General features: G+C 54.0%; 21 protein-coding genes. 8 read left to right on the forward strand and 13 right to left on the reverse strand.

The features are described from left to right. Positions 1 to 63: 63 nt before the first annotated feature. Positions 64 to 468, reverse strand: a complete 405-nt coding sequence (locus tag MKJ04_RS09845) for an EVE domain-containing protein (RefSeq protein ID WP_241641462.1) — start codon at positions 466 to 468, stop codon at positions 64 to 66. A 167-nt stretch (positions 469 to 635) separates the two neighbouring features. Continuing rightward, a complete protein-coding gene (locus MKJ04_RS09850; protein WP_241641463.1) occupies positions 636 to 1058 on the reverse strand; it encodes a hypothetical protein in 423 nt (140 codons plus the stop codon). A gap of 179 nt (positions 1059 to 1237) precedes the next feature. Between MKJ04_RS09850 and polX the strand changes: the two genes are divergently transcribed. From polX to MKJ04_RS09865, 3 genes are all read left to right on the forward strand, one after another. Beyond that, on the forward strand, positions 1238 to 2941 hold the full coding sequence (gene polX, locus MKJ04_RS09855) for a DNA polymerase/3'-5' exonuclease PolX (RefSeq protein WP_241641464.1): 1704 nt from the start codon (positions 1238 to 1240) through the stop codon (positions 2939 to 2941). Positions 2942 to 3276: 335 nt separating this feature from the next. Further along, positions 3277 to 4275 carry a glycosyltransferase family 9 protein gene (locus MKJ04_RS09860; RefSeq protein WP_241641465.1) on the forward strand — a complete coding sequence of 333 codons (999 nt, stop codon included), beginning with the start codon at positions 3277 to 3279 and terminating at the stop codon, positions 4273 to 4275. Beyond that, a complete protein-coding gene (locus MKJ04_RS09865; RefSeq protein ID WP_241641466.1) occupies positions 4262 to 4669 on the forward strand; it encodes a hypothetical protein in 408 nt (135 codons plus the stop codon). Before MKJ04_RS09860 ends, MKJ04_RS09865 begins: the two co-directional genes overlap by 14 nt. Before the next feature lie 295 nt (positions 4670 to 4964). Here the strand turns inward: MKJ04_RS09865 and MKJ04_RS09870 are convergent, their stop codons facing one another. Both MKJ04_RS09870 and serS read right to left on the reverse strand, forming a co-directional pair. After that, positions 4965 to 5741, reverse strand: coding sequence for a hypothetical protein (locus MKJ04_RS09870; protein WP_241641467.1), 777 nt, complete (start codon positions 5739 to 5741; stop codon positions 4965 to 4967). Positions 5742 to 5955: 214 nt separating this feature from the next. Continuing rightward, the gene (gene serS / locus MKJ04_RS09875) at positions 5956 to 7230 is read right to left on the reverse strand and encodes a serine--tRNA ligase (RefSeq protein ID WP_241641468.1); all 1275 of its coding nucleotides are present in this window, start codon (positions 7228 to 7230) and stop codon (positions 5956 to 5958) included. A 284-nt stretch (positions 7231 to 7514) separates the two neighbouring features. Here serS and rho point away from each other — a divergent pair, with 284 nt between their 5' ends. The 3 genes from rho to MKJ04_RS09890 all read left to right on the forward strand — a co-directional run bounded on the left by rho (position 7515) and on the right by MKJ04_RS09890 (position 10423). After that, positions 7515 to 9314: a transcription termination factor Rho gene (gene rho / locus MKJ04_RS09880; protein WP_241641469.1), complete on the forward strand. Its 1800-nt coding sequence runs from the start codon at positions 7515 to 7517 to the stop codon at positions 9312 to 9314. 258 nt (positions 9315 to 9572) lie between these two features. Then, on the forward strand, positions 9573 to 10019 hold the full coding sequence (locus MKJ04_RS09885) for a transposase family protein (RefSeq protein ID WP_241641470.1): 447 nt from the start codon (positions 9573 to 9575) through the stop codon (positions 10017 to 10019). Positions 10020 to 10048: 29 nt separating this feature from the next. Then, complete coding sequence (locus MKJ04_RS09890; RefSeq protein ID WP_241641575.1) at positions 10049 to 10423, forward strand: transposase family protein; 375 nt, start codon at positions 10049 to 10051, stop codon at positions 10421 to 10423. Between the two features lie 156 nt (positions 10424 to 10579). Here MKJ04_RS09890 and MKJ04_RS09895 read toward each other — a convergent pair whose 3' ends face one another. From MKJ04_RS09895 to MKJ04_RS09910, 4 genes are all read right to left on the reverse strand, one after another. Beyond that, positions 10580 to 11053 carry a hypothetical protein gene (locus MKJ04_RS09895; protein WP_241641471.1) on the reverse strand — a complete coding sequence of 158 codons (474 nt, stop codon included), beginning with the start codon at positions 11051 to 11053 and terminating at the stop codon, positions 10580 to 10582. Positions 11054 to 11112: 59 nt separating this feature from the next. Then, positions 11113 to 11988, reverse strand: a complete 876-nt coding sequence (locus MKJ04_RS09900) for a UbiA family prenyltransferase (RefSeq protein WP_241641472.1) — start codon at positions 11986 to 11988, stop codon at positions 11113 to 11115. Positions 11989 to 12083: 95 nt separating this feature from the next. After that, positions 12084 to 12917: a class I SAM-dependent methyltransferase gene (locus MKJ04_RS09905; RefSeq protein ID WP_241641473.1), complete on the reverse strand. Its 834-nt coding sequence runs from the start codon at positions 12915 to 12917 to the stop codon at positions 12084 to 12086. 88 nt (positions 12918 to 13005) lie between these two features. Then, positions 13006 to 13512, reverse strand: coding sequence for a hypothetical protein (locus tag MKJ04_RS09910; protein ID WP_241641474.1), 507 nt, complete (start codon positions 13510 to 13512; stop codon positions 13006 to 13008). A gap of 188 nt (positions 13513 to 13700) precedes the next feature. Between MKJ04_RS09910 and MKJ04_RS09915 the strand changes: the two genes are divergently transcribed. After that, entirely contained in the window at positions 13701 to 16025 is a 2325-nt protein-coding gene (locus MKJ04_RS09915; protein ID WP_241641475.1) for a penicillin-binding protein 1A, read from the forward strand. Between the two features lie 77 nt (positions 16026 to 16102). Here the strand turns inward: MKJ04_RS09915 and MKJ04_RS09920 are convergent, their stop codons facing one another. From MKJ04_RS09920 to MKJ04_RS09935, 4 genes are all read right to left on the reverse strand, one after another. Continuing rightward, entirely contained in the window at positions 16103 to 17023 is a 921-nt protein-coding gene (locus MKJ04_RS09920) for a TIGR01777 family oxidoreductase (RefSeq protein WP_241641476.1), read from the reverse strand. A gap of 126 nt (positions 17024 to 17149) precedes the next feature. Next, positions 17150 to 17824, reverse strand: coding sequence for a GTP cyclohydrolase I FolE (gene folE, locus MKJ04_RS09925; RefSeq protein ID WP_241641477.1), 675 nt, complete (start codon positions 17822 to 17824; stop codon positions 17150 to 17152). Continuing rightward, positions 17817 to 18224 carry a 6-pyruvoyl trahydropterin synthase family protein gene (locus tag MKJ04_RS09930; RefSeq protein WP_241641478.1) on the reverse strand — a complete coding sequence of 136 codons (408 nt, stop codon included), beginning with the start codon at positions 18222 to 18224 and terminating at the stop codon, positions 17817 to 17819. Before MKJ04_RS09930 ends, folE begins: the two co-directional genes overlap by 8 nt. Before the next feature lie 6 nt (positions 18225 to 18230). Beyond that, complete coding sequence (locus tag MKJ04_RS09935; protein WP_241641479.1) at positions 18231 to 18410, reverse strand: hypothetical protein; 180 nt, start codon at positions 18408 to 18410, stop codon at positions 18231 to 18233. 28 nt (positions 18411 to 18438) lie between these two features. Between MKJ04_RS09935 and MKJ04_RS09940 the strand changes: the two genes are divergently transcribed. Further along, a complete protein-coding gene (locus MKJ04_RS09940) occupies positions 18439 to 19137 on the forward strand; it encodes a DNA repair ATPase (protein WP_241641480.1) in 699 nt (232 codons plus the stop codon). Positions 19138 to 19230: 93 nt separating this feature from the next. Here MKJ04_RS09940 and MKJ04_RS09945 read toward each other — a convergent pair whose 3' ends face one another. Further along, positions 19231 to 19818: an inorganic diphosphatase gene (locus MKJ04_RS09945; protein ID WP_241641481.1), complete on the reverse strand. Its 588-nt coding sequence runs from the start codon at positions 19816 to 19818 to the stop codon at positions 19231 to 19233. Positions 19819 to 19867: the final 49 nt, after the last annotated feature.

Here is a 19867-nt window from a genome sequence, read left to right on the forward strand (position 1 = left end):
TAAAGCATTTTACTGCATTTAGCTGCTATTCGTTGTTTGGGCGGTCGGTTTTACCTGCTGGTGTTAGTTGCCAAGGGCCAGCAGAATGTCAAACTCCTCGGCGCGGAGCGGCATCACAGACAAGCGCGACTGGCGCAACAGGGCGATATTCTCCAACCGTGTGTCCTTCTTTATCTGCTCCAGCGTCACGGGTTCTTTAAACGCGCGAAATGGCACCAGGTCCACCACAACCCACTTGCCGTCATCAACGGTGGGGTCGGGGTAAGCGGCTTTATCCACCTTGGCAATGCCTACAATGGCCTTCTCCGACACGCTGTGGTAGTAGAGCACCAGGTCGCCAGGCTGCATTTGCTGCATGTTGTTGCGCGCCTGGTAGTTGCGCACGCCGTCCCACATGGTGCGGCCATCGCGGACCAGGTCGGCCCAGGCATATTTATCGGGTTCTGATTTTACAAGCCAGTGTTGCATGCTTAAGTATAATTGAATTTTGTAGATGTATAGGTATAACCCATAACAGGGAGACTACCGAGTGGTTTAAAATGACAGGCTTACGGAAAAAAGGAGGAGCAGCGTTGCGGGAACAACCAAGTTTAGTAGTGAAGAAAGGGTTGTCGAGCATTTATCTGCAGCGGCTTTTAGTTTTCGTTTGCCCCGTTTACCTGTGCCTGAGAAAGGCGGCGCACTTTCAGCACTTCGCCTTCCAGCGAGAGGATCTGCACCTCATACGCCTGCGGCGGGTTGCTGCCGGGCTGCATCCTGATCTGTACCCGGTCCCGGGTCAGCTGTTCCCATACCCCAGTCTGTTCCTCCAGCCCGTCGGCCGGGGCGATCTCGTAGCGCTTGATCACGCCGCCCGACTCGAGCGTGAAGCCGGTGCGCCCGCGTGAGGGCGGAAAGTCGAAGGTGTTGGGACGGTATACCACCGTGTCGCCGCTGTCTTCCTCAAAAGAGTGTAACCAGGTCTTGTTCACCAGCGCTGTCGCCAGCTTGTCGCTTTTCTTGCAGGTGGCAGCCAGCAGCATAAGGCTGATGAGGCAAAGGAAGGAGGCGTATTTCATGCTTCGTATTCGGTTTATAGGGCCAAGATAGGCATTTCCGGCTTTACATTGAAGTCGACTAATATAAAACCGCGAAGTATAGGCATGGCCGAAAACGAAAGAGGCTGGCCGAATATAAACCGCGCGGCAGGCAAGGTTCGGTGGCATTTTCTATCTTTGTGTCTATACAGAAACGCGCTTTGGAAAATAAGAAGATCATCAAACTGTTTAAGCTCACGGCCGAGTTGCTGGAGCTGCACGACGAGAACCCGTTTAAGGTTCGCTCTTACGGGAATGCCGTCGGCGCGCTGGAGCTGGTGGAGGCACCTTTGGCCGGTATGAGCCAGCCGCAGCTCGAGGAAATCGGCGGGGTAGGCAAGGGTATCGCGGCTAAGATCGTGGAAATCAACACCACGGGCTCTTTCGAGGAGCTGGACCAGATGCTGGCGGCTACACCGCCGGGCGTGGTGGAAATGCTCCGCATCAAAGGCATCGGGCCAAAAAAAGTACGCACCATCTGGAAGGAGCTGGGCACCGAAACCGTGGAGGATTTGCTGGAAGCCTGCGAGCAGGATAAGCTGAGCAAGGTGAAAGGCTTCGGGGCCAAAACCCAGGACAACATCCGGCAGGCGCTGCTCTTTACGCAGCAGAACCGCGGCAAGCTGCTGTACGCCGAGGCCGAGCCCGCCGCCGAAGAATTATTACAGCAGTTGAAGGCGATATTCCCGGATACGCCAATCGCCCTGGCTGGCGATGTGCGCCGCCGGATGGAGATCGTGGAGTCGCTGCAGGTGATGGTGGCCACCGAGACGCCGGACGCTGCCACAGCTGCTTTAAACAAGCTGGACGTGCTGGCGCAGGAGGAGCAGGCATCAGGCCCCTGGGTATGGCGCGGGCAGCATACCGTGAGCGGTCTCAGCACCGAGATCTTTCTGGTGCCTGCAGCACGGTTTGCCAATGAACTGCTCAAGCACTCGGCCTCAGCTGCGCACCTGACCACTATTTTCGCCGCTGGTAAAAGTATGCTTTCTGTGATACGGCAGGAAGACCACGCTACCGAGGAGGATATTTACGCCGCGGCAGGTATGGCTTACGTGGTGCCCGAAATGCGCGAAGGCACCACCGAACTGCAACTGGCCATGGAGAACAAATTGCCGAAACTGCTCGAGCAATCAGACCTGAAGGGCAGCCTGCACAACCACAGCACCTACTCCGACGGTGCCCATACCCTGGAGCAAATGGCCACTTTCCTGCGCGATGCGGGGTATGGCTACCTGGGTATTTCGGACCACAGCAAAACGGCCTCCTATGCCGGCGGCCTGCGCGAAGGCGATGTGCTGCGCCAGCAAAAGGAAGTGGATGAACTCAACAAAAAACTGGCTCCGTTCAAAATCTTCAAAGGCATTGAGTCGGATATTTTAACCGACGGCTCACTGGATTACGAAGACGACATCCTCAAAACGTTTGACTTTGTGGTGGCTTCGGTGCACAGTGTCCTGAACATGGACGAGAAAAAGGCGACGAACCGCCTCATCACCGCCATCGAGAACCCGTATACCACCATCCTCGGTCACCCGACGGGCCGCCTGCTGCTGCGCCGCGAGGGCTACCCGATTAACCACAAAATGGTGATCGATGCCTGTGCCGTTAACAACGTCATCATCGAGATCAACGCCAACCCTTGGCGGCTGGACCTGGACTGGCGCTGGGTGCAGTATGCTATGGAAAAGGGTGTGCTGCTCAGCATTAACCCCGACGCCCACCATACCAGTGGCTACGCCGATATGAAGTATGGCGTGCTGGTGGGCCGCAAAGGAGGCCTGACCAAAGAAATGACCTTCAATACCAGGTCGGCTGAGGAGGTGGAAGCGTACTTCCGGGAGCGGAAGGCGAAGATAAAGTAGCCCGTTTGGTATAACTTATCAGGTATAAATTGTTAGGTATAAATTGATAACAAGGTTCTCACTGGCGCAATTCTCCAGAATTGTGTCTTCCCATAAAGTCGAGTCTGTGACTCGACTGGGCCTTACATGCAAACTCGCGCGCACTTTGGGGAATTGTAATCATCCCCCTGCCCCCTTCAAAGGGGGACTTTTATTAGAGAGGGTATAAAGAAGTAACTCAAGCTATGGCGGAAGCCTCTGCTTTTGTCCTTTAATTATTACCCCGAGCTTGCGTAATCACTTGGTCCGGCACATATAGCTGCTTGTGCCGGAATTTGATTTATTGACCGTATAAAATGCCAAAAATACTCATCCTCCGTTTTTCCTCTATCGGCGACATCGTCCTGACGACGCCTGTGGTGCGCTGCATCAAACAGCAGGTGCCGGGGGCGGAGGTGCATTATTGTACCAAGCAGGCTTTCAAAAGCATCCTGGAGCCGAACCCATACATAGACAAGGTGCATCTGTTGGGCGGCAGCCTGAAGGAACTGGTGCAGCAGCTGAAGGCAGAGGACTTTGACTATGTCGTGGACCTACACAGCAACCTGCGCACGCGCGTGATCAAGGCACGGCTGGGCAAGCCTTCCCGCAGCTTCGACAAACTGAACTATCAGAAGTGGCTGATGGTGAACTTCAAGATCAACCGCTTGCCAGAGCAGCACATCGTACAGCGCTACCTTGATGCCGCAGCATCCCTTGGCGTGAAAGACGATGGCCAGGGCCTCGACTATTTTATACCTGCCCCAGACGAAGTAGACACCCAAACACTGCCTGCGCCCTTCCGGCAGGGCTACGTAGCCTTTGCCATCGGTGCGCAGCATTATACCAAGCGTCTGCCCACCGCGCGTATCATCGCGCTGTGTGAGCGTCTGCAGCAACCCATTACACTACTAGGCGGCAAAGAGGACGCTGCCACCGGAGACGAGATCGCCGCCCACTTCGACACACGAACAACAAACAACGAACAACGAACAACGATTTACAACGCCTGTGGCAAATACAACCTCAACGGCTCGGCCTCTTTGGTACGGCAGGCAACGAAAGTGGTAAGCCACGACACCGGCCTGATGCACATCGCGGCGGCTTTCCGGAAAGAGATTATCAGTATCTGGGGCAACACCATTCCGGAGTTTGGTATGTATCCTTTCCGGACCAGGTATAAGGTGCTGGAAGTACAGGGACTTAGCTGCCGGCCATGCTCCAAAATTGGCTACAGCAAGTGCCCGAAAGGCCATTTTAAATGCATGCAGGATATATCTTTTGATAACCTAACAGCAAACCATGCCGAAGCATAGTATGAATTGGGAGGAAACAGACGCGCAGTTTCTGGAGGCTTTGCTGCTGGCCACTGGCGGTGAGGGAGGGGCCACGCTACAAGACGTGCTCCTGATGGCTGATGCCATAGACGGCTCGGTGTTTACGCTGCAGGAAGTAGAACAGGCGCTGGAAAAACTGGTGGCTGTAGGCTATATAAGCGTGCAAAAAAACAAGCTTTCACTCTCGGCTGCTTTTATGGAGGCTTATACCGCTACTGCAGTAGAAGAAAATGCCGAGGAGCAAGCACAACTGTTGCAATTGCTGCAAGCCAAGGAACTGACAGAGCCGAAAAAGGAGGAAACCCGCGCCACCCTTAAAAAGTACAAACTCAAGAATTACTACCAGCAGTATACCGAGCAGTTTGGAGGGTAATATTTAGATTGGCGATGTATCATTTTGCCAACAGCTACACTTTCATATTACTAGGCATGGGAGTACTTTTACCTATACCTGAAGAGCATCCAGTGCACTACTAGCTAACAAGGCGAAGTTCCTACAGGCCGGATCAGTCTGGCGGCTTTTACTTTTCATTGCAATCGGAGAATCATATAGGTTTTCCTTTCCATCTGCTCAAAGCCACACCGATTAATAAATTTACAATTTGTGGTGGACTTTCCAGCCCCTAAAGTGTTCTGATCGATAAAAATCCATTCATTCATAGCATATATTAACGGCTTTCTATTTCTTCTCTGATTGTGTGGAAAGATTCTGATAGCCTATTCATCAATGTTTTGATATGCTTCAGATCAGCATATAATTCTTCATTTGGTACAGTTGTTCCATATCTGAAAGCAGTGCTCTTAGGGTCAGTATAGTTAAAGGCTTCAATGATATTGTCAAACCAAGGTGGAACCACAGCATTGAATTTCTCTTTTAGAATTCGATTTAGTCTTTCCTTTAGTACTTTCAAATCGTGAGTTTTCTCTACTCCAGAGACAGCTTTAATGTATAATTCTATTGCATGTCGATAATTATAAATAGCAGGTTGAAATAGTTCTCGTTCTTCATAATTTTCGTGGGCAATATCTACTAGCTTGTCTCCAGCCAATTTGAAGGATTTAGCAGTTTCAAAGATGTCAGTGAATTTAAACTCTCCACCAAAAACTACTCCACGCCAAGATTCATCAATGGCCTCTGGCATTTCTCTAAATATTGGAATTAGGCTTAAAATGGTGTTGTCGATTGGTTCGTTATCCCAGTGATTGTTCGACTTTAGCCCATACTTGATATATTCTAGGTCTGGATAATTTTCCCAGTGCATGTTTACATAGGCTAAAACCCGAATATCTTCAATGGTAAAAATTCGACTAAATCCCTTTTCTGGGTTCGCTTGTGAATTCAAGTATGCGGGAAAATGATATACCCAAGATTTAACAGTGTTCTTATCAACGTCAAAAATGCGTGCCACTTCAGCAACTCCATATTTTAGAGAGTAATTGACCATGTTGTATAATTACCACAACTTATTTCTAAACAGAATCTATTACAATATACACCTAAATCGCAACAGCTAACCCTAACTGGCCTACCGAATATACTATATAGCCACGGCAAAATGAAGCATATTATATAACAGGCCTAAAAAAGCCGAAGCGCCCCATCATCTTGACAGGGCGCTTCGGCTTTTTACTTCGAGTGAGCACTAGCTCTCCGGTTTCTTAGGAAATCCTGTCGAAGCCCAGATAGGAGTGCAGCACCTTGGGCATGTCGATGCCGTCGGGCGTTTGGTTATTCTCTAGAATTGCGGCTACAATGCGCGGCAGGGCCAGGGCGCTTCCGTTCAGGGTATGCAGCAGCTGCGTTTTACCCGATTCGTTTTTGTAGCGCAGCTTCAGGCGGTTTGCCTGGTAGGTCTCAAAGTTAGAGGCGGAGCTCACCTCCAGCCAACGGCCTTGGGCCGTAGAGTATACCTCCATGTCGTAGGTCAGGGCAGAGGTAAAGCCCATGTCGCCGCCGCAAAGGCGCAGCACGCGGTAAGGCAGTTCCAGCTTCTGTAGCAGCCCCTGTATGTGCAGGCTCATCTGCTCCAGCGCCTCATAGCTCTTCTCGGGCAGCGTGATCTGCACAATCTCCACCTTGTCGAACTGGTGCAGGCGGTTGAGGCCGCGCACGTCTGCCCCCCACGAGCCTGCCTCGCGGCGAAAGCAGGGGGTATGGCCCGTATTCATCACCGGCAGCTGAGCGACAGGCAGAATCATGTCGCGGTATATGTTCGTGATCGGCACCTCCGCCGTCGGGATCAGGTAGAGGTTGTCCTCGGTGGCGTGGTACATCTGGCCCTCCTTGTCGGGCAGCTGGCCCGTGCCGAAGCCAGAGGCCTCGTTTACCAGTATCGGAGGCTGTATCTCCATATAGCCGGCGGCGATGGCTTCGTCCAGAAAGAAGTTGATGAGCGCGCGCTGCAGCCGGGCTCCTTTGCCTTTGTACACCGGGAAACCGGCCCCCGAGATCTTGTTGCCCAGCTCGAAATCAATGATGTCGTACTTCTGGATAAGTTCCCAGTGTGGCTGCGCCCCGTCAAATAATTTCGGAATTTCTCCGTTTTCGAGAACTACTTCGTTGTCTTCTGCTGTTCTACCCGTAGGCACGCTCTCGTGCGGCAGGTTTGGCAACTTGTAAAGCGCCTGCTGTATCTGGTCCTCCACCGTAGACAGTTGCTCGGCCAGTGATTTTGTCTTCTGCTTCAGTTCGGACGTTTCAGCTTTGGAAGCCTCGGCTTTCTCGCGCTCTCCGTTCTTCATCAACACACCGATTTCCTTGGCGATGGAGTTAGCCCTGCCCTGCAGTTCGTCGTGTTCGCTTTGCAGTTGGCGGCGCTGCTGGTCAAGTTCCAGCAAGGCGGCTACCTCTTCGGCCGCATTTTTGTAGTTTTTCTTGTTCAGACCTTCAATTACGTGTGCCGTCTGTTCTCTTAAAACTGTTACCTGTAGCATAGTTGGGTATTATGTATAGGTGCAAAAATATACTTTTTTGAGGAGTTAGAGGCATTTTCGAAATCTTTTCGGTTAATATTGAAACTTTTTTTATAAAACACTCCGTAATATTTGTTAATTATAAGGTATTGCAATAACATTGCGTTACAATTGAAGAAGGTCATTTCCCGTGCCTCTCTGACTCTTTCGCAACCTATTCTTTTTTCCTAACTAATAACAAAACCTCTCGCTGCGTTCGCTCACTGTGCAACCTGGCAGGCTACTAAACTACCATACCGTTATTTATGTATAATATTGATGAATTGAAAGATAGACTTCTTTCAGAACTCAAGGAAATTGCTGAGGACTTAGGTGTCAAAAACTTTAAGAAACTCAGTAAGCAAGACCTTGTCTACAAAATCCTCGACCAGCAAGCCGTTACTCCCACCGAACAATTACCTAAAAAGTACAAGGCTGCTGCTGGTGCAGCCGCTGCAAGTGGTGCTGAAGCCCAGGATAGCACAATTGCTGTAGCAGAAGAAGCCCCCGTACGAGAGGTGGCGGTAGCCGATGCCCCAGCCCCAGCAAAAAGAGAAAAACGCCCTGTCCGCGAGAAGATAGCTGTCCGTAGCGAAAGTGCTGCAACCACAGCCACCGCTCCAACGCCAGCAGCAGCCCCAGCTCCAGCCAAAGAAAATGGTGTCCAGAACAGCCGCGAGCGCGTTCGCCGCGACGTGAGAAGCGATAGCCGCGAGGATAACAGCTCCCGAAGCGACAGCAGAGGAAACGATAACAGGGGAAACGAAGCCAGCCGGGACAACCGCAGCGACAGAGACAACCGCAACGATAACAGAGGCAATGAGGTACGTGAGGCCCGCCCTGAGCGCGATGCCCGGGCGGATAACCGCAACGACCGCGACCGTAACGAAGCGAATCCGCGTCGTAACAACCCACAGCCGCAGCACACCAATACCACTAACTTCAAAGAATTTGACGGTATAATCCTGAATGAGGGAGTACTGGAACTGATGCAGGATGGGTATGGCTTCCTGCGCTCCACGCACTACAACTATTTGGCTAGTCCGGACGATATTTATGTGTCGCCCTCGCAGATCAAGTTGTTCGGCCTGAAGACAGGCGATACCGTGAAAGGCCAGATCAGACCGCCGAAAGAAGGCGAAAAATACTTTGCGCTGCTGAAAGTGGAGACCGTAAACGGGCGCACTACTGAGGAGATCCGCGACCGTATCCCGTTCCAGCACCTGACACCGCTTTTCCCGGAAGAGCGTTTAAAACTAACAACCCGTCCAAGCCAACTTTCCACCCGCGTGCTAGACCTTTTTGCCCCCATAGGCAAGGGCCAGCGTGGTATGATCGTGGCACAGCCGAAAACAGGTAAAACCGTGCTGCTGAAAGAGATCGCAAACGCTATCTCCGAAAACCACCCGGAAGTATACCTGATGATCCTGCTGATTGATGAGCGCCCGGAAGAAGTAACCGACATGGCCCGCAGCGTAAAAGCAGAGGTAATCGCGTCTACGTTCGATGAGACTGCCGAGCGCCACGTGAAAGTATCGAGCATTGTGCTGGACAAAGCCAAGCGCATGGTAGAGTGCGGTCATGATGTGGTTATCCTCCTGGATTCTATCACGCGTCTGGCCCGTGCTTACAATACCGTAGTGCCTTCTTCTGGTAAGATTTTATCAGGTGGTGTGGATGCCAATGCGCTGCACAAGCCGAAGCGTTTCTTCGGTGCTGCCCGTAACGTAGAGAACGGCGGCTCCCTAACGATCATCGCTACGGCCCTGATCGATACGGGCTCTAAGATGGACGAGGTGATTTTTGAAGAATTCAAAGGTACTGGTAACATGGAGCTTCAGCTGGACCGCAAACTGGCCAACCGACGCACCTACCCGGCGATCGACGTGCCTGCTTCCGGTACACGCCGCGAAGACCTGTTGATGGACAAAGACGAGCTGAACCGCATCTGGATCCTGCGCAAGTTTATGTCCGATATGAACTCGATTGAAGCCATGGAGTTCCTGAAAGACAGAATGAAAGGCACCAAGAGCAACGAAGAATTCCTGATTTCAATGAACAGCTAAGCGCAAGTTTCGCATTCTCTATAAAAGCACAGTCCGCTTGCCGAAAGGTAAGCGGGCTGTTGCGTTTTGCATGATTCTGTGTTGTGCCATTGTCAGACAGAAATTTCGCAAACAAGGAAAAAGTTTACATTAGTGGAAAACGCCCCTCCTTGGATAAGGAGGGGCAGGGGTGGTTTGACCCGGGATTGTTTTACTATTCGTTTAATAGACATCTTTCCAATTAAATCTACGTTTTTAGTAGATTAAGGAGGAAAAGCGATGAAAACAGCGACGGAATTAGCAAAAAGGCCAGCGGAGTTTCTCCGCACCACCGGTGTCAACTACGCCACCTTCACCATTATTCTGGAAAAGGCAGCGGCGCATGTAAAGCAGTTCAAGGAGCAAAACCCCATCCACAGGCGCGGCCGCAAAGGCTCGCTGAGCCTCTCCCAGCAGCTGCTTCTCACCCTGATGTACATGCGCCAGTACCACACGTTCCTCTCGCTGGGGCAGGCTTTCTCCGTCAGCGAGTCCTATGCCCACAAGCGCTACTGCCACATGCGGGGCATCCTTGTGCAGGTGCTTGAGATGCCTGCCGGGCTGCTGGCCCCCACAGGGCCGCTGAAGGTGGCCGTGGACGTGAGCGAGCAGCCGGTGGAGCGGCCACTAAAGGGGCAGTGGGACTACTATTCGGGTAAAAAAAACGGCACACGGTTAAGGCCCTGATCGCTGTTTGCCTGCTCACAGGGCTGATTCTGTGTGCCTGCTGCGGCAAGGGCCGCCTCCACGACTTCAAACTCTGGAAGGAGAGCAGGTGGCGCCTCACGCCTGAGTCGGCCCTGTTCGCCGACCTGGGTTTTCTGGGCATCGGCAAGCTCCACGCCAGGTCGGTGCTGCCTTTCAAGGCCATCAGCAAGCACCCCCTGACAAAGGAGCAGAAGAGGCACAACAAGGCGCAGGCGGCCATCCGGGTGCCGGTGGAGCACGTCAACCGGCAGTGCAAGATTTTCCGCATCGTCAAGGACACCTACAGAGGAAAGCACAGGAACTATGGCCTGAACTGGAATCTGGTGGCGGCCATCAACAACCTGAAGGTGGCCTGCCGACACCTCAGCCATGCCACCCCTTGAATTTATTTGGAAAGATGTCTAATGGTCCGCTCTTGTGGTTGAAAAGAACCACCCCGCCTGCGGCACCCCTCCTTGAAAAAAGGAGGGGAGTGGGAAAATGCGTTAGCAGCTGCGGTTGAAAATAGGATGCATCAGCGTTCTGACGTCCAACTCAGCTTACTGCCAGAAAGCATACCCCGGCTGCTCCAGCAGATTAACGGTATAGGTAATCACCAGGCCATAGATCAGGTGGGCAAAAATGAGCGTGATCAGGTATGATTTCAGGGCCAGGATCGGTGGCTTCGGGTGGACCATGAAGAAGAAATACCAGGCTACCATGGCAAAAAGACCGTGGCCCAGACCCAAAAACAAGCCCCATGATGCCGTCAGTTGGCCTACCCCGGCATCCCAGAGAGCTAGGTAGATGAGTGCGAAGGAAATGCCGATGGCATAGTTGGCCACCGTCCCGACGGCTTTGGTGCTCACCGCGTCCGAGAGGCTGCCGTCAGGTTGGGTGCGCGACATGAGCATGGTGCCCAGTATTTTGATTACCTTCATCACACGGTGCGTGGCATAGGACAGCAGGTATAAAAAGGCGGTCATGGCAGCGGTGGCAGCCAGTCCGCCCAAAAGCGCATACATAAGTTTCATAGCGGAAGCGGTATGTTTCACCTGTATACGAGCCTGTGGGCGGATGTGTAAGATTGCCGCTAGCTATATGCCCGCACCACGATCATGGCGATGAAGGCCGCGCTGATGCAGAGCGAGGAGATCTTGTTCATCTGCATCGTGTTTTCATAATTTACCACCCTTGGGTCGCGCTGCGCCTTCAGTGCCCAACCCACAAAAAAGTACATAATCGGTGCCGTGCAGACCAAAAAGATAAAGATATTCTTTACCTGCCCATTGGTGAGGTATATATAAAGCAGCAGGGAGGTGCCTAGCAGAAGGCTAACGGCAGCAAAAAAGTACGTGCCCTTTATACCCAATATCAGGCTGAGGGTGCGGTCGCCGCGCCGGCTGTCCTCGTCGTGCTGGTAAATCTGGGTGAGGGGGTATGAACCGCAAAGAAAGAGCGTGCTGACCAAGGCAAACCAGATGGCAGGTGCGCCTAGCACTGCCGACAGCCCAAAACCAAGCCCGATCTGCACCATCATAAATGTAAAGGCCCCCTGGAAAAGCGTGACCACGGCAGTGCTCAGGAGCGGGTATTTCTTCAGTCGGATGCCTTCGTAGCTATACGCCTTCGAGACGAGTAGATAAATTGCCACCAGGGAACCAAACAAGGGCGAAAGCAGCAAGCCAAGCAGGACGGCCAGGGTATCAAATATTAACACAAGATGCATGAGATGCCGCGTTACCTTCGGGGGATGCTTCAGGCCGCCGATGCTGCCTTCGTCGCGGTCGTAGTAGGAGTTGTAGCCGTTGCTGGCGGGGTATACCAACACATGCAGGATCACGAAGACGGCCACCGCCCGCCATACCTCAAATCCGGTCACGGTGCTGAGCGCGAACCAGAAAATGGGCATGAGGTAAACAGAAAACGGAATCCGCATCAGCGTCAGGGCACTGCTATAGCTTTTCATTCAGTGAGGAGTATGGGTCTTGTTGCGGCTCGGCACAGCGGCTGGATATAAAGCTACCGCATTTATACCTGAACTGGCACAGGCGTTTTTCAAAGTTAAGCGTATTCTTTCGGATCGTTCAATATGCTCGCCCCGGGTTCGTCTTCCGGGTCTGGGTACCCGATCAGGTAGACGACGTGCTTGCCCATGCGCGTGCCAGCTTTCCCGGATCGCCAGCTGTAACCGGGCTCCTGCACCTCGTCGGCCATCTGCTGCAGCATGCGCGGGGTATACATACGGAGCAACGACACGGTGCCGTCCCAGATAATGCCCAGCGGAATAAGCGGGAGGATGTAGGTGAAAAAAAGCCGGCTGAAGCGAAACGGCCGGATAAATGGCGTCGCAACGAGGATGATCACCGGAAAAGCGGTCCAGAGCAGCAGCAATTCCAGCCAGCTTTTGCTTGCTCCCTCATAAATCCCGATCGCTGCCCTGCGGCTGGCGGCGTGTTGCAGTATGGCCTTTGCCACGCGGGGCGGGAAGTGGTGAAAAGAAGAGAAGATAGTGCGCACTCCCTTGAGATGGTCCGGCACGGCGGTGGCGTCTACGGGCTCAGGTATAAAATCGAGCATGCCGCCAGTTGTTTGCTGCAGGTAGCTGTATGCACCGAGGTTGGGGTAGAGGTCTGAGAGGGTGACGTGGACGGTAGTGCCCATGCGTTGGCTTAGCTGCCGCTGTACCACCGCGATGCCGCCCCCTGCCCCGGAGCAAAGGTCTGTGATGTGCCGCTGCCGCGTGCGCTCCAGCAATTCCTGCAGGAGCGGCAAGGCGGCTTCGTACGCGCCCAGCTTCGAGATCATGAAGCGCAGGAAGTCGAGCATGCCCTGCCGGATAACGTGCGGGAACCAGTGTTGGTCCTCAAATTCGAAAAGCTGGAGGCGGAAGTTCAAGGGCGGGTTTTTATATGCCATACCCCGCCCCAGCCCGAAAGGTTTTCGCGTCAGCCCGAAACGGTATACCTGCTACACCGGCCGGAGCCTATGTGCTGAGGCCGTCTTTGCCCGCGGCTATCTTCAGGCCATCGCCGGTGTTGCTGAAGAGCTCCCAATACATCTCAGCAGGCTCTTCCGGGGCGGGAGACACCGTCAGGGTGCTCTGGTCAGAAAAGTGAAGGACGAACCCCTCCGCCTCTTTGGTTTCAACCCGCTCCACTACCGGGGCCGGGATCTGTTTCACGTGGGCCAGCAGGCGTTGGTCGCGCAGGCTCGAGCCGGGGATTTTCCAGTCCCATACCGGGGAGGGGAGGCCCGCCTCGCGTTTTCGGATGTATACATCGCTGTGGTTGATCGTTTCCCCGCCTGCCGGTTGCAAGTGCCAGGGGCAGTTCACGGCCAGCGTTATCTCCCCGATATCCAGGATCAGGCCCTGCGGAGTGGTATAATGCATGCTGCCGAAATGGAAAAACTGCACCTGCTCGTGGCGGGTAGTCTTGGTGAGCGGCAAGCCTGCCAGGCGGCTAAAGGCTTGTAGGATTGTTAGTTGCATAGGCAGAGGCGTTCAGGAAACGTGTGTGGCGCAAAGATAGGCAGGCTCTCCAAAAGAATTGGCGTGCAACTGAACGTTTACGAAGTTTTGCACCTTTAAAACAAAGATGTTGTGTACAAAAGGTATATTTGCAGTCGTTTTAGAGAGCGTGATCGGGAATTTATCAGGGCGTCGTTTAGTGGATAAGCATGCTGCAAGAGCAAGAGAAAGTAGAAAAGCCAAAGAAGTCTGTCTATAAAAGCGTGGTGGCGTTTACCTGGAAGTGCCTGTTTCTGGGCGTTGCCTTCGTGCTGGGCTACCTGCTCAGCGTAGACAATAACCTGTTCTACCTGTTCGGGTCGTCGCCGAGCCTGGACAAGCTGGAGAACCCGCGCTCAGACCTTGCCTCGGAGCTATATACCGCCGACGGCAAGCTGATCGGGAAGTACTTCCGAGAGAACCGCAGCCCCGTGGGCTACGACAGCCTGTCGCCCGTCCTGCTGCAGGCCCTGATCGCGACTGAGGACGCGCGCTTCTACGAGCACTCCGGCATCGACCCTGCCGCCATCGTCTCGGCGGTGTACGGCAGCCTGCACGGCGATGCCCGCGGGGCCAGCACCCTGACGCAGCAGCTCGCCAAGAACCTCTACAAAACCCGCACCGACGACTCCAAGGGAGTGCTGGGCCACATCCCGGTGGCAAACCTGGTCATCTCCAAAACAAAGGAGTGGCTGACGGCCATCAAACTGGAGCAGCGCTATACCAAAGAAGAGATCCTGGCGATGTACCTCAACACCGTGGACTTCGGCTCGAACTCCTTCGGTATAAAAGTGGCCTCCAAGACCTTCTTCAACACCTCCCCGGACAGCCTGAAGACCGAGCAGGCCGCCGTGCTGGTGGGTTTGCTGAAAGCCCCGACCTACTACAGCCCCCGCTTTAACCCCCAGAACGCCACACGCCGCCGCAACACGGTGCTGGCCCAGCTGGCCAAGTATAACTACATCACACCGGCCCAGTCCGACTCGCTGCGCCAGTTGCCGCTGGTGCTGGACTATAGCGTGGAGAACCATTACGACGGCCCCGCTACCTACTTCAGGGGCGCTGTGGCGGATTACCTGAAAGAGTGGACCAAGCAAAACGGCTACGACCTATACCGCGACGGCCTGAAAATATACACCACCATCGACTCGCGGATGCAGGCGCACGCCGAGGAGGCCATGGAAGAGCACATGCGCGCCCTGCAGCACCGCTTCGACAACCATTGGAAGGGCAAAAACCCGTGGGTGGATGAAAAGGACAAGGAGATACCGGGCTTTATCGAAGAGACCATCAAGCGCACCGCCTATTACCAGCGCCTGAAGCAAAAATACGGCAACGACACTGCCGCCATCAGCAAGGCACTGCATACCCCGCACGAGATGAAGGTCTTTACCTGGGAGAACGACTCGCTGGAGAAGACCATGACGATGAGCCCCCTGGACTCGCTGGCCTACTACAAGCACTTCCTGCACGGCGGTATGATGACCATGGACCCGTTCTCCGGGCACATCAAGGCCTGGGTGGGTGGCATCAACTTCAAATACTTTAAGTACGACCATGTGAAGCAGGCACGCCGCCAGCCGGGTTCCACGTTTAAGCCCTTCGTGTATGTGTCCGCCATCGACAACGGCTACTCTCCCTGCGACAAGATCGTGGACAAGCGCATCACGATCAACTACGTGGAGAAGGGCGAGAAAAAAAGCTGGTCGCCCACCAACGCCGACTGGCAGTATACCGGTGCGCCGATGACGCTTCGCCGCGCCATGGGCAAGTCCGTGAACTCCGTTACGGCGCAGCTTACCGAGAAGGTGGGATGGGAGACGGTGGTGAAGTATGCGCACCGCCTGGGCATCACGAGTCCGCTGCAGGCCGTGCCGTCTATTGGCTTGGGGCCCAGCGATGTGTCTATCTTTGATATGGTGGGCGCTTACAGCACCTTCCCCAACCAGGGTTTCCATACCAAGCCCATGTTCATTACCCGCATCGAGGACCGCAATGGCAACCTCATACACCAGTTTGTGCCCAAGCAGAAGAAAGTGCTGAGCGAGGAGACGGCTTTTCTGATGATGCACATGCTGAAAGGGGGTATGGAAGAGCCGGGCGGCACCTCGCAAGCGCTTTGGGAGTATGACCTCTGGAAAGGCAACGAGATCGGCGGCAAGACCGGCACCACCTCTAACCACTCCGACGGCTGGTTTATGGGCGTGACCAAAGACCTCGTGACGGGGGTATGGGTGGGTGGCGAAGACCGCAGCATCCACTTCCGGACCTCGCAGCTGGGGGAGGGCTCTAAAACGGCGCTGCCTGTGTTTGGCCTGTATATGGAGAAGGTATACCAGGACAAGGAACTGGGCTATACGATGGGCCGTTTCCCGGGGCCAACCGTCAAGGTCAGCAAGAAGTACAACTGCACCACGGTATTGCCAAAGGCGGCCCCAGACTCCACGCAAATCGACTCTGTGCTGGAGTTGCTGAACATGGGCAACGTGCTGTAGGATTCGAACACCTATATAAAACAGGAGAGGGCGCTACACGTAGCGCCCTCTCCTGTTTGGTTAATGTGGCAATCGCCTCAGTCCTTCTCCTCCTCATAAAAAGACTCCAGGGCCTCTTCCAGATAGTTGTACTCAAAGGTAAAGCCCGTTTGCAGCACTTTGTTGGCGCTCACGCGCTGGCCAGCCAGCACTACCTCGCTCATCTCGCCCATCATCAGGTTGATGGCGAAAGCCGGCACTTTGGGCAGCACTAGGGGGCGTTTCATGGCCTCAGCCAGCTCTTTCATAAACTCTTTGTTGGTTACAGGGTGCGGAGCCACCACATTGTATACCCCCTGATAGTGGGTATCTTCGAGGGCTCTGATGTAAAGGCGGCAGGCATCGTCGAGGTGTACCCACGACATATACTGCTTGCCCGAGCCCAGGGGGGCACCGGCCATCAGCTTCACGGGGCGGGCCATCTGGGGCAGAGCGCCGCCTTTTGTGCTCAGCACGATGCCCATGCGCAGAATCACGGTGCGTAGGTTCAGCTCGTGCATTTGCCAGGCCGCGTTTTCCCAGGCTTCGCATACCTCGGCCAGGAAGTCGTCGGCAACGGTAGCGCTTTCCTCAGACATCAGCTGGTCGCCAGAGTCGCCGTAAATGCCTATGGCAGAGGCCGAGATAAAGCCCTTCACATGGTGGTCCATCTCCTTCAGTGACTTGTAGAGGAGGTTGGCGCTTTGTACCCTGCTGTTTACGATTTCCTTTTTGCGCTCGTCCGTCCATTTCTCGCCGGCTACGCTTGCGCCAGCCAGGTGCACGATATAATCTGCGTAGGTAATGGCGTTCTCATCTATGTAGCCGTCCTTCACATCCCACCGAAAGGTTTTATAGGTAGATACCTTGTCAGGGTTCCGGCTTAAGTGCGACACCTCATACCCCTGGTCGATGAGCATCTCAGACAGACGCATCCCAACCAATCCTGACCCACCTGTTATTAATATTTTATCAGCCATATGTGCTTTTAAATATGATTCGGCATAGAATTACCCTATACGCAATACAACTGTATTAAAGTTTATTGGTATTGCATAGGAAAAAACAAAGTGGGCGAACAGTTGAAGCCCCTAAAGGGCAGCCTGCTATTTGCTGGTGCGGATATGCCCTAAAAACTCGTTGCGGTATTGCTCCTGGTCAAACAGGCCAGAGTACTCTGCCGTAATGGTGCTGCTGCTCACGTCGTTCACGCCCCGGCTCATCACGCACAGGTGGTCAGCCTCAATCATCACCGCCACGTTGTCTGTCTTCAGGGCCTGCTTCAGTTCGTTGGCAATTTGCATGGTCATGCGCTCCTGCACCTGCGGGCGGCGGGCAAAGTAATGCACAATGCGGTTCAGCTTCGACAGGCCGATCACATGCTCGTTGGGGATATAGGCCACGTGCGCCTTCCCGATAATGGGCACAAAATGGTGCTCACAGGAAGAGTATACCGTGATGTCGCGCTCCACCAGCATCTTGTGGTAGCCGTACTTGTTCTCGAAGCGGCGCGCCACAGGCTTATTTTTGGGGTGCAGGCCGCTAAAGATTTCCTTCACATACATCTTGGCCACGCGCAGCGGCGTGCCTTTCAGGCTGTCGTCTGTCAGGTCTAGGCCCAGGGTGTGCATAATCTCGTGGAAGTGGCCTTCGATGATGGCGATCTTCGCCTCGTCGGTCAGCGCAAAGGCGTCCGGACGCAGGGGCGTATCCAGCGAGCTCATGATATGGTCGTCCATTGCCTCTTCGTCTCGGTCTATATCGGTTTTGTGGCTATCCATGGTATTCCACAAAGTTTCTTTCTGTTTCATAAAGTGTTACGGCTAATTCGTAGTCGGGGCTGATTTTCTCCCGGAGCTTCTCCCAGATCACCACCGCGATGTTCTCGGCCGTGGGGTTCAGTTGCTTGAACTCCGCAGTGTCGAGGTTCAGGTTCTTATGGTCGAAACGGTTAAGCACCTCTTCCTTTACCAGCGTGCTTAGTCTCTTGAGGTCGTATACATAGCCGGTCTCCGGGTCCACTGTGCCTGTGAGCTTCACAAAGAGCTCATAGTTGTGCCCGTGGTAGTTGGGGTTGTTGCATAAGCCAAACACGGCGCTGTTCTTCTCATCCGTCCAGGCTGGGTTGTGTAGCCTGTGTGCGGCATTAAAATGCTCCTTTCGGCAAATGGTTACTTTCATAGGGTTTTAGAACAGCTGCGGCGGCTCAATTGTTCGCCGCCGGGCATAATCGCCTGCGGCTGCGAAAGCGATAGCCTGCAAAGGTAACGCACCCGCCACGATTCCCAAACCAATTTCAGGTGAAAATAATTTCCCGGTCTTTCCTTCTTTCTCCTCCTGATTCTCTACTTTAGTAGACGAGAACAACTTTATACAGTACAATACCACCTTTTAGATGAAAAGAATTTTAGTTGTAATATTTTTGATGCTTTCGGGTGTGAGCCAGGCCCAAGTGGTGCAGGTAGTGGAGAAGGAGCAGGAGGTAAACAGCGTTATCCGGCGCGGGCAGCAGCTTTCGGTGCAGCTGGACCCTAAAACGGTAGACCGGTCGTGGAAGGACTACCTTGGTAAAAAAGCCGGAAAGGTAAAAAGCAGCAGGGGGGTATACACGGTGGAAGGAGCCGTAATCGATACAATTTCAAGCTCTCCGATGCGGGTAGTTTCGGTGGTGGGCAGCAGCGCCCAGGGCAGCACCGTATGGTGGAGCCTGGACATGGGCACGGCCTATGTCGACAAAGAGGCTACCCCCGCCGAGTATGCTGCCGCTGAGAAGTTTCTGCGCGGCTTTGCCCGCAAACTCTACCGCGACGATGTGCTGCGCCAGATAAACGAGGCCGAGGACGTGCTGCGCGCCACCAAGTCGGAGCAGGACCGGGTGGTAAAGGAAGCCAACAAGATTCAGCAGGAGATAGACAAAAACAAGCAAAGCAGAAAAGACCTGGAAGCCGAGCTGGTGCGCAACGCCGAGGAACTGAAGCAGCTCGAGCTTAGCGTGCAGCATAACGCCCGGCAGCAGGAAGTGAGCCGCCAGCAGGTGCAGGATATGGAAAAGTCGGTGGAGGCGGTGCGGGCGAAGCTCCTGAACATTAAGTAAGCAGTTTCGGCTATACGCAGAAGGCCCGCTACACCTAGTATAGCGGGCCTTCTGTGTTCTGTGGTATCTTGTTTTAATTTAGTATGAGCCGGGCTATAATCGCATCCAGCGCTGGATCTCCTTCTCTGCGAATTTCTCGTCGCGCCAGCCTACGTAGTTGGTGTTGGCTGCCGGGTTAGAATGGGCGAACCAGCGCTGCAAAATATCTTTCACAGCCGGGTAGTCTACGCTGAGGCTGGTATAATTGGTGGCGTTTATCGGGCGCTCGCTCGGGCGGGCGGGCACGGCCACCACAATGTGCTGCAGTTCGCCATCTGTTTCCAGTTGTATCAGCCCGATCGGGATCACTTCGGCCACGGTACCGGTTTCCAGCCGCTCCGACAGCACCAGGATCTCCAGCCCCTTTCCCTCCTTGTTGATTTCGGTGGAGGGTATAAACCCGAGATTGGCGGGGTAGGGCAGGAAACCGATTACCCGGTCCTGGCCCGCGTCTTTGTCGTTGACAAACGCCTTCTGCTCGGCGTCATACATCATTTTGTGGTTGCTGCCGGCGGGTGTCTCAATCACGGCCTGCAACTGCTTGTTGCTTGTATAGGTTGGCAGCGAGGCGTAGTCTGTATTGCAGGAGCAGAGCAGCACTGCCAAAAGTAGCGTGAGGTAGCGGCTAAGCGTTAAGTTCATATGCGGTGGTTTGGCTTCAGGGTTTTACAAAGGTACAACGTGTTTGCGG

Source organism: Pontibacter sp. E15-1 (assembly GCF_022601975.1).
Classification (GTDB): Bacteria; Bacteroidota; Bacteroidia; order Cytophagales; family Hymenobacteraceae; genus Pontibacter.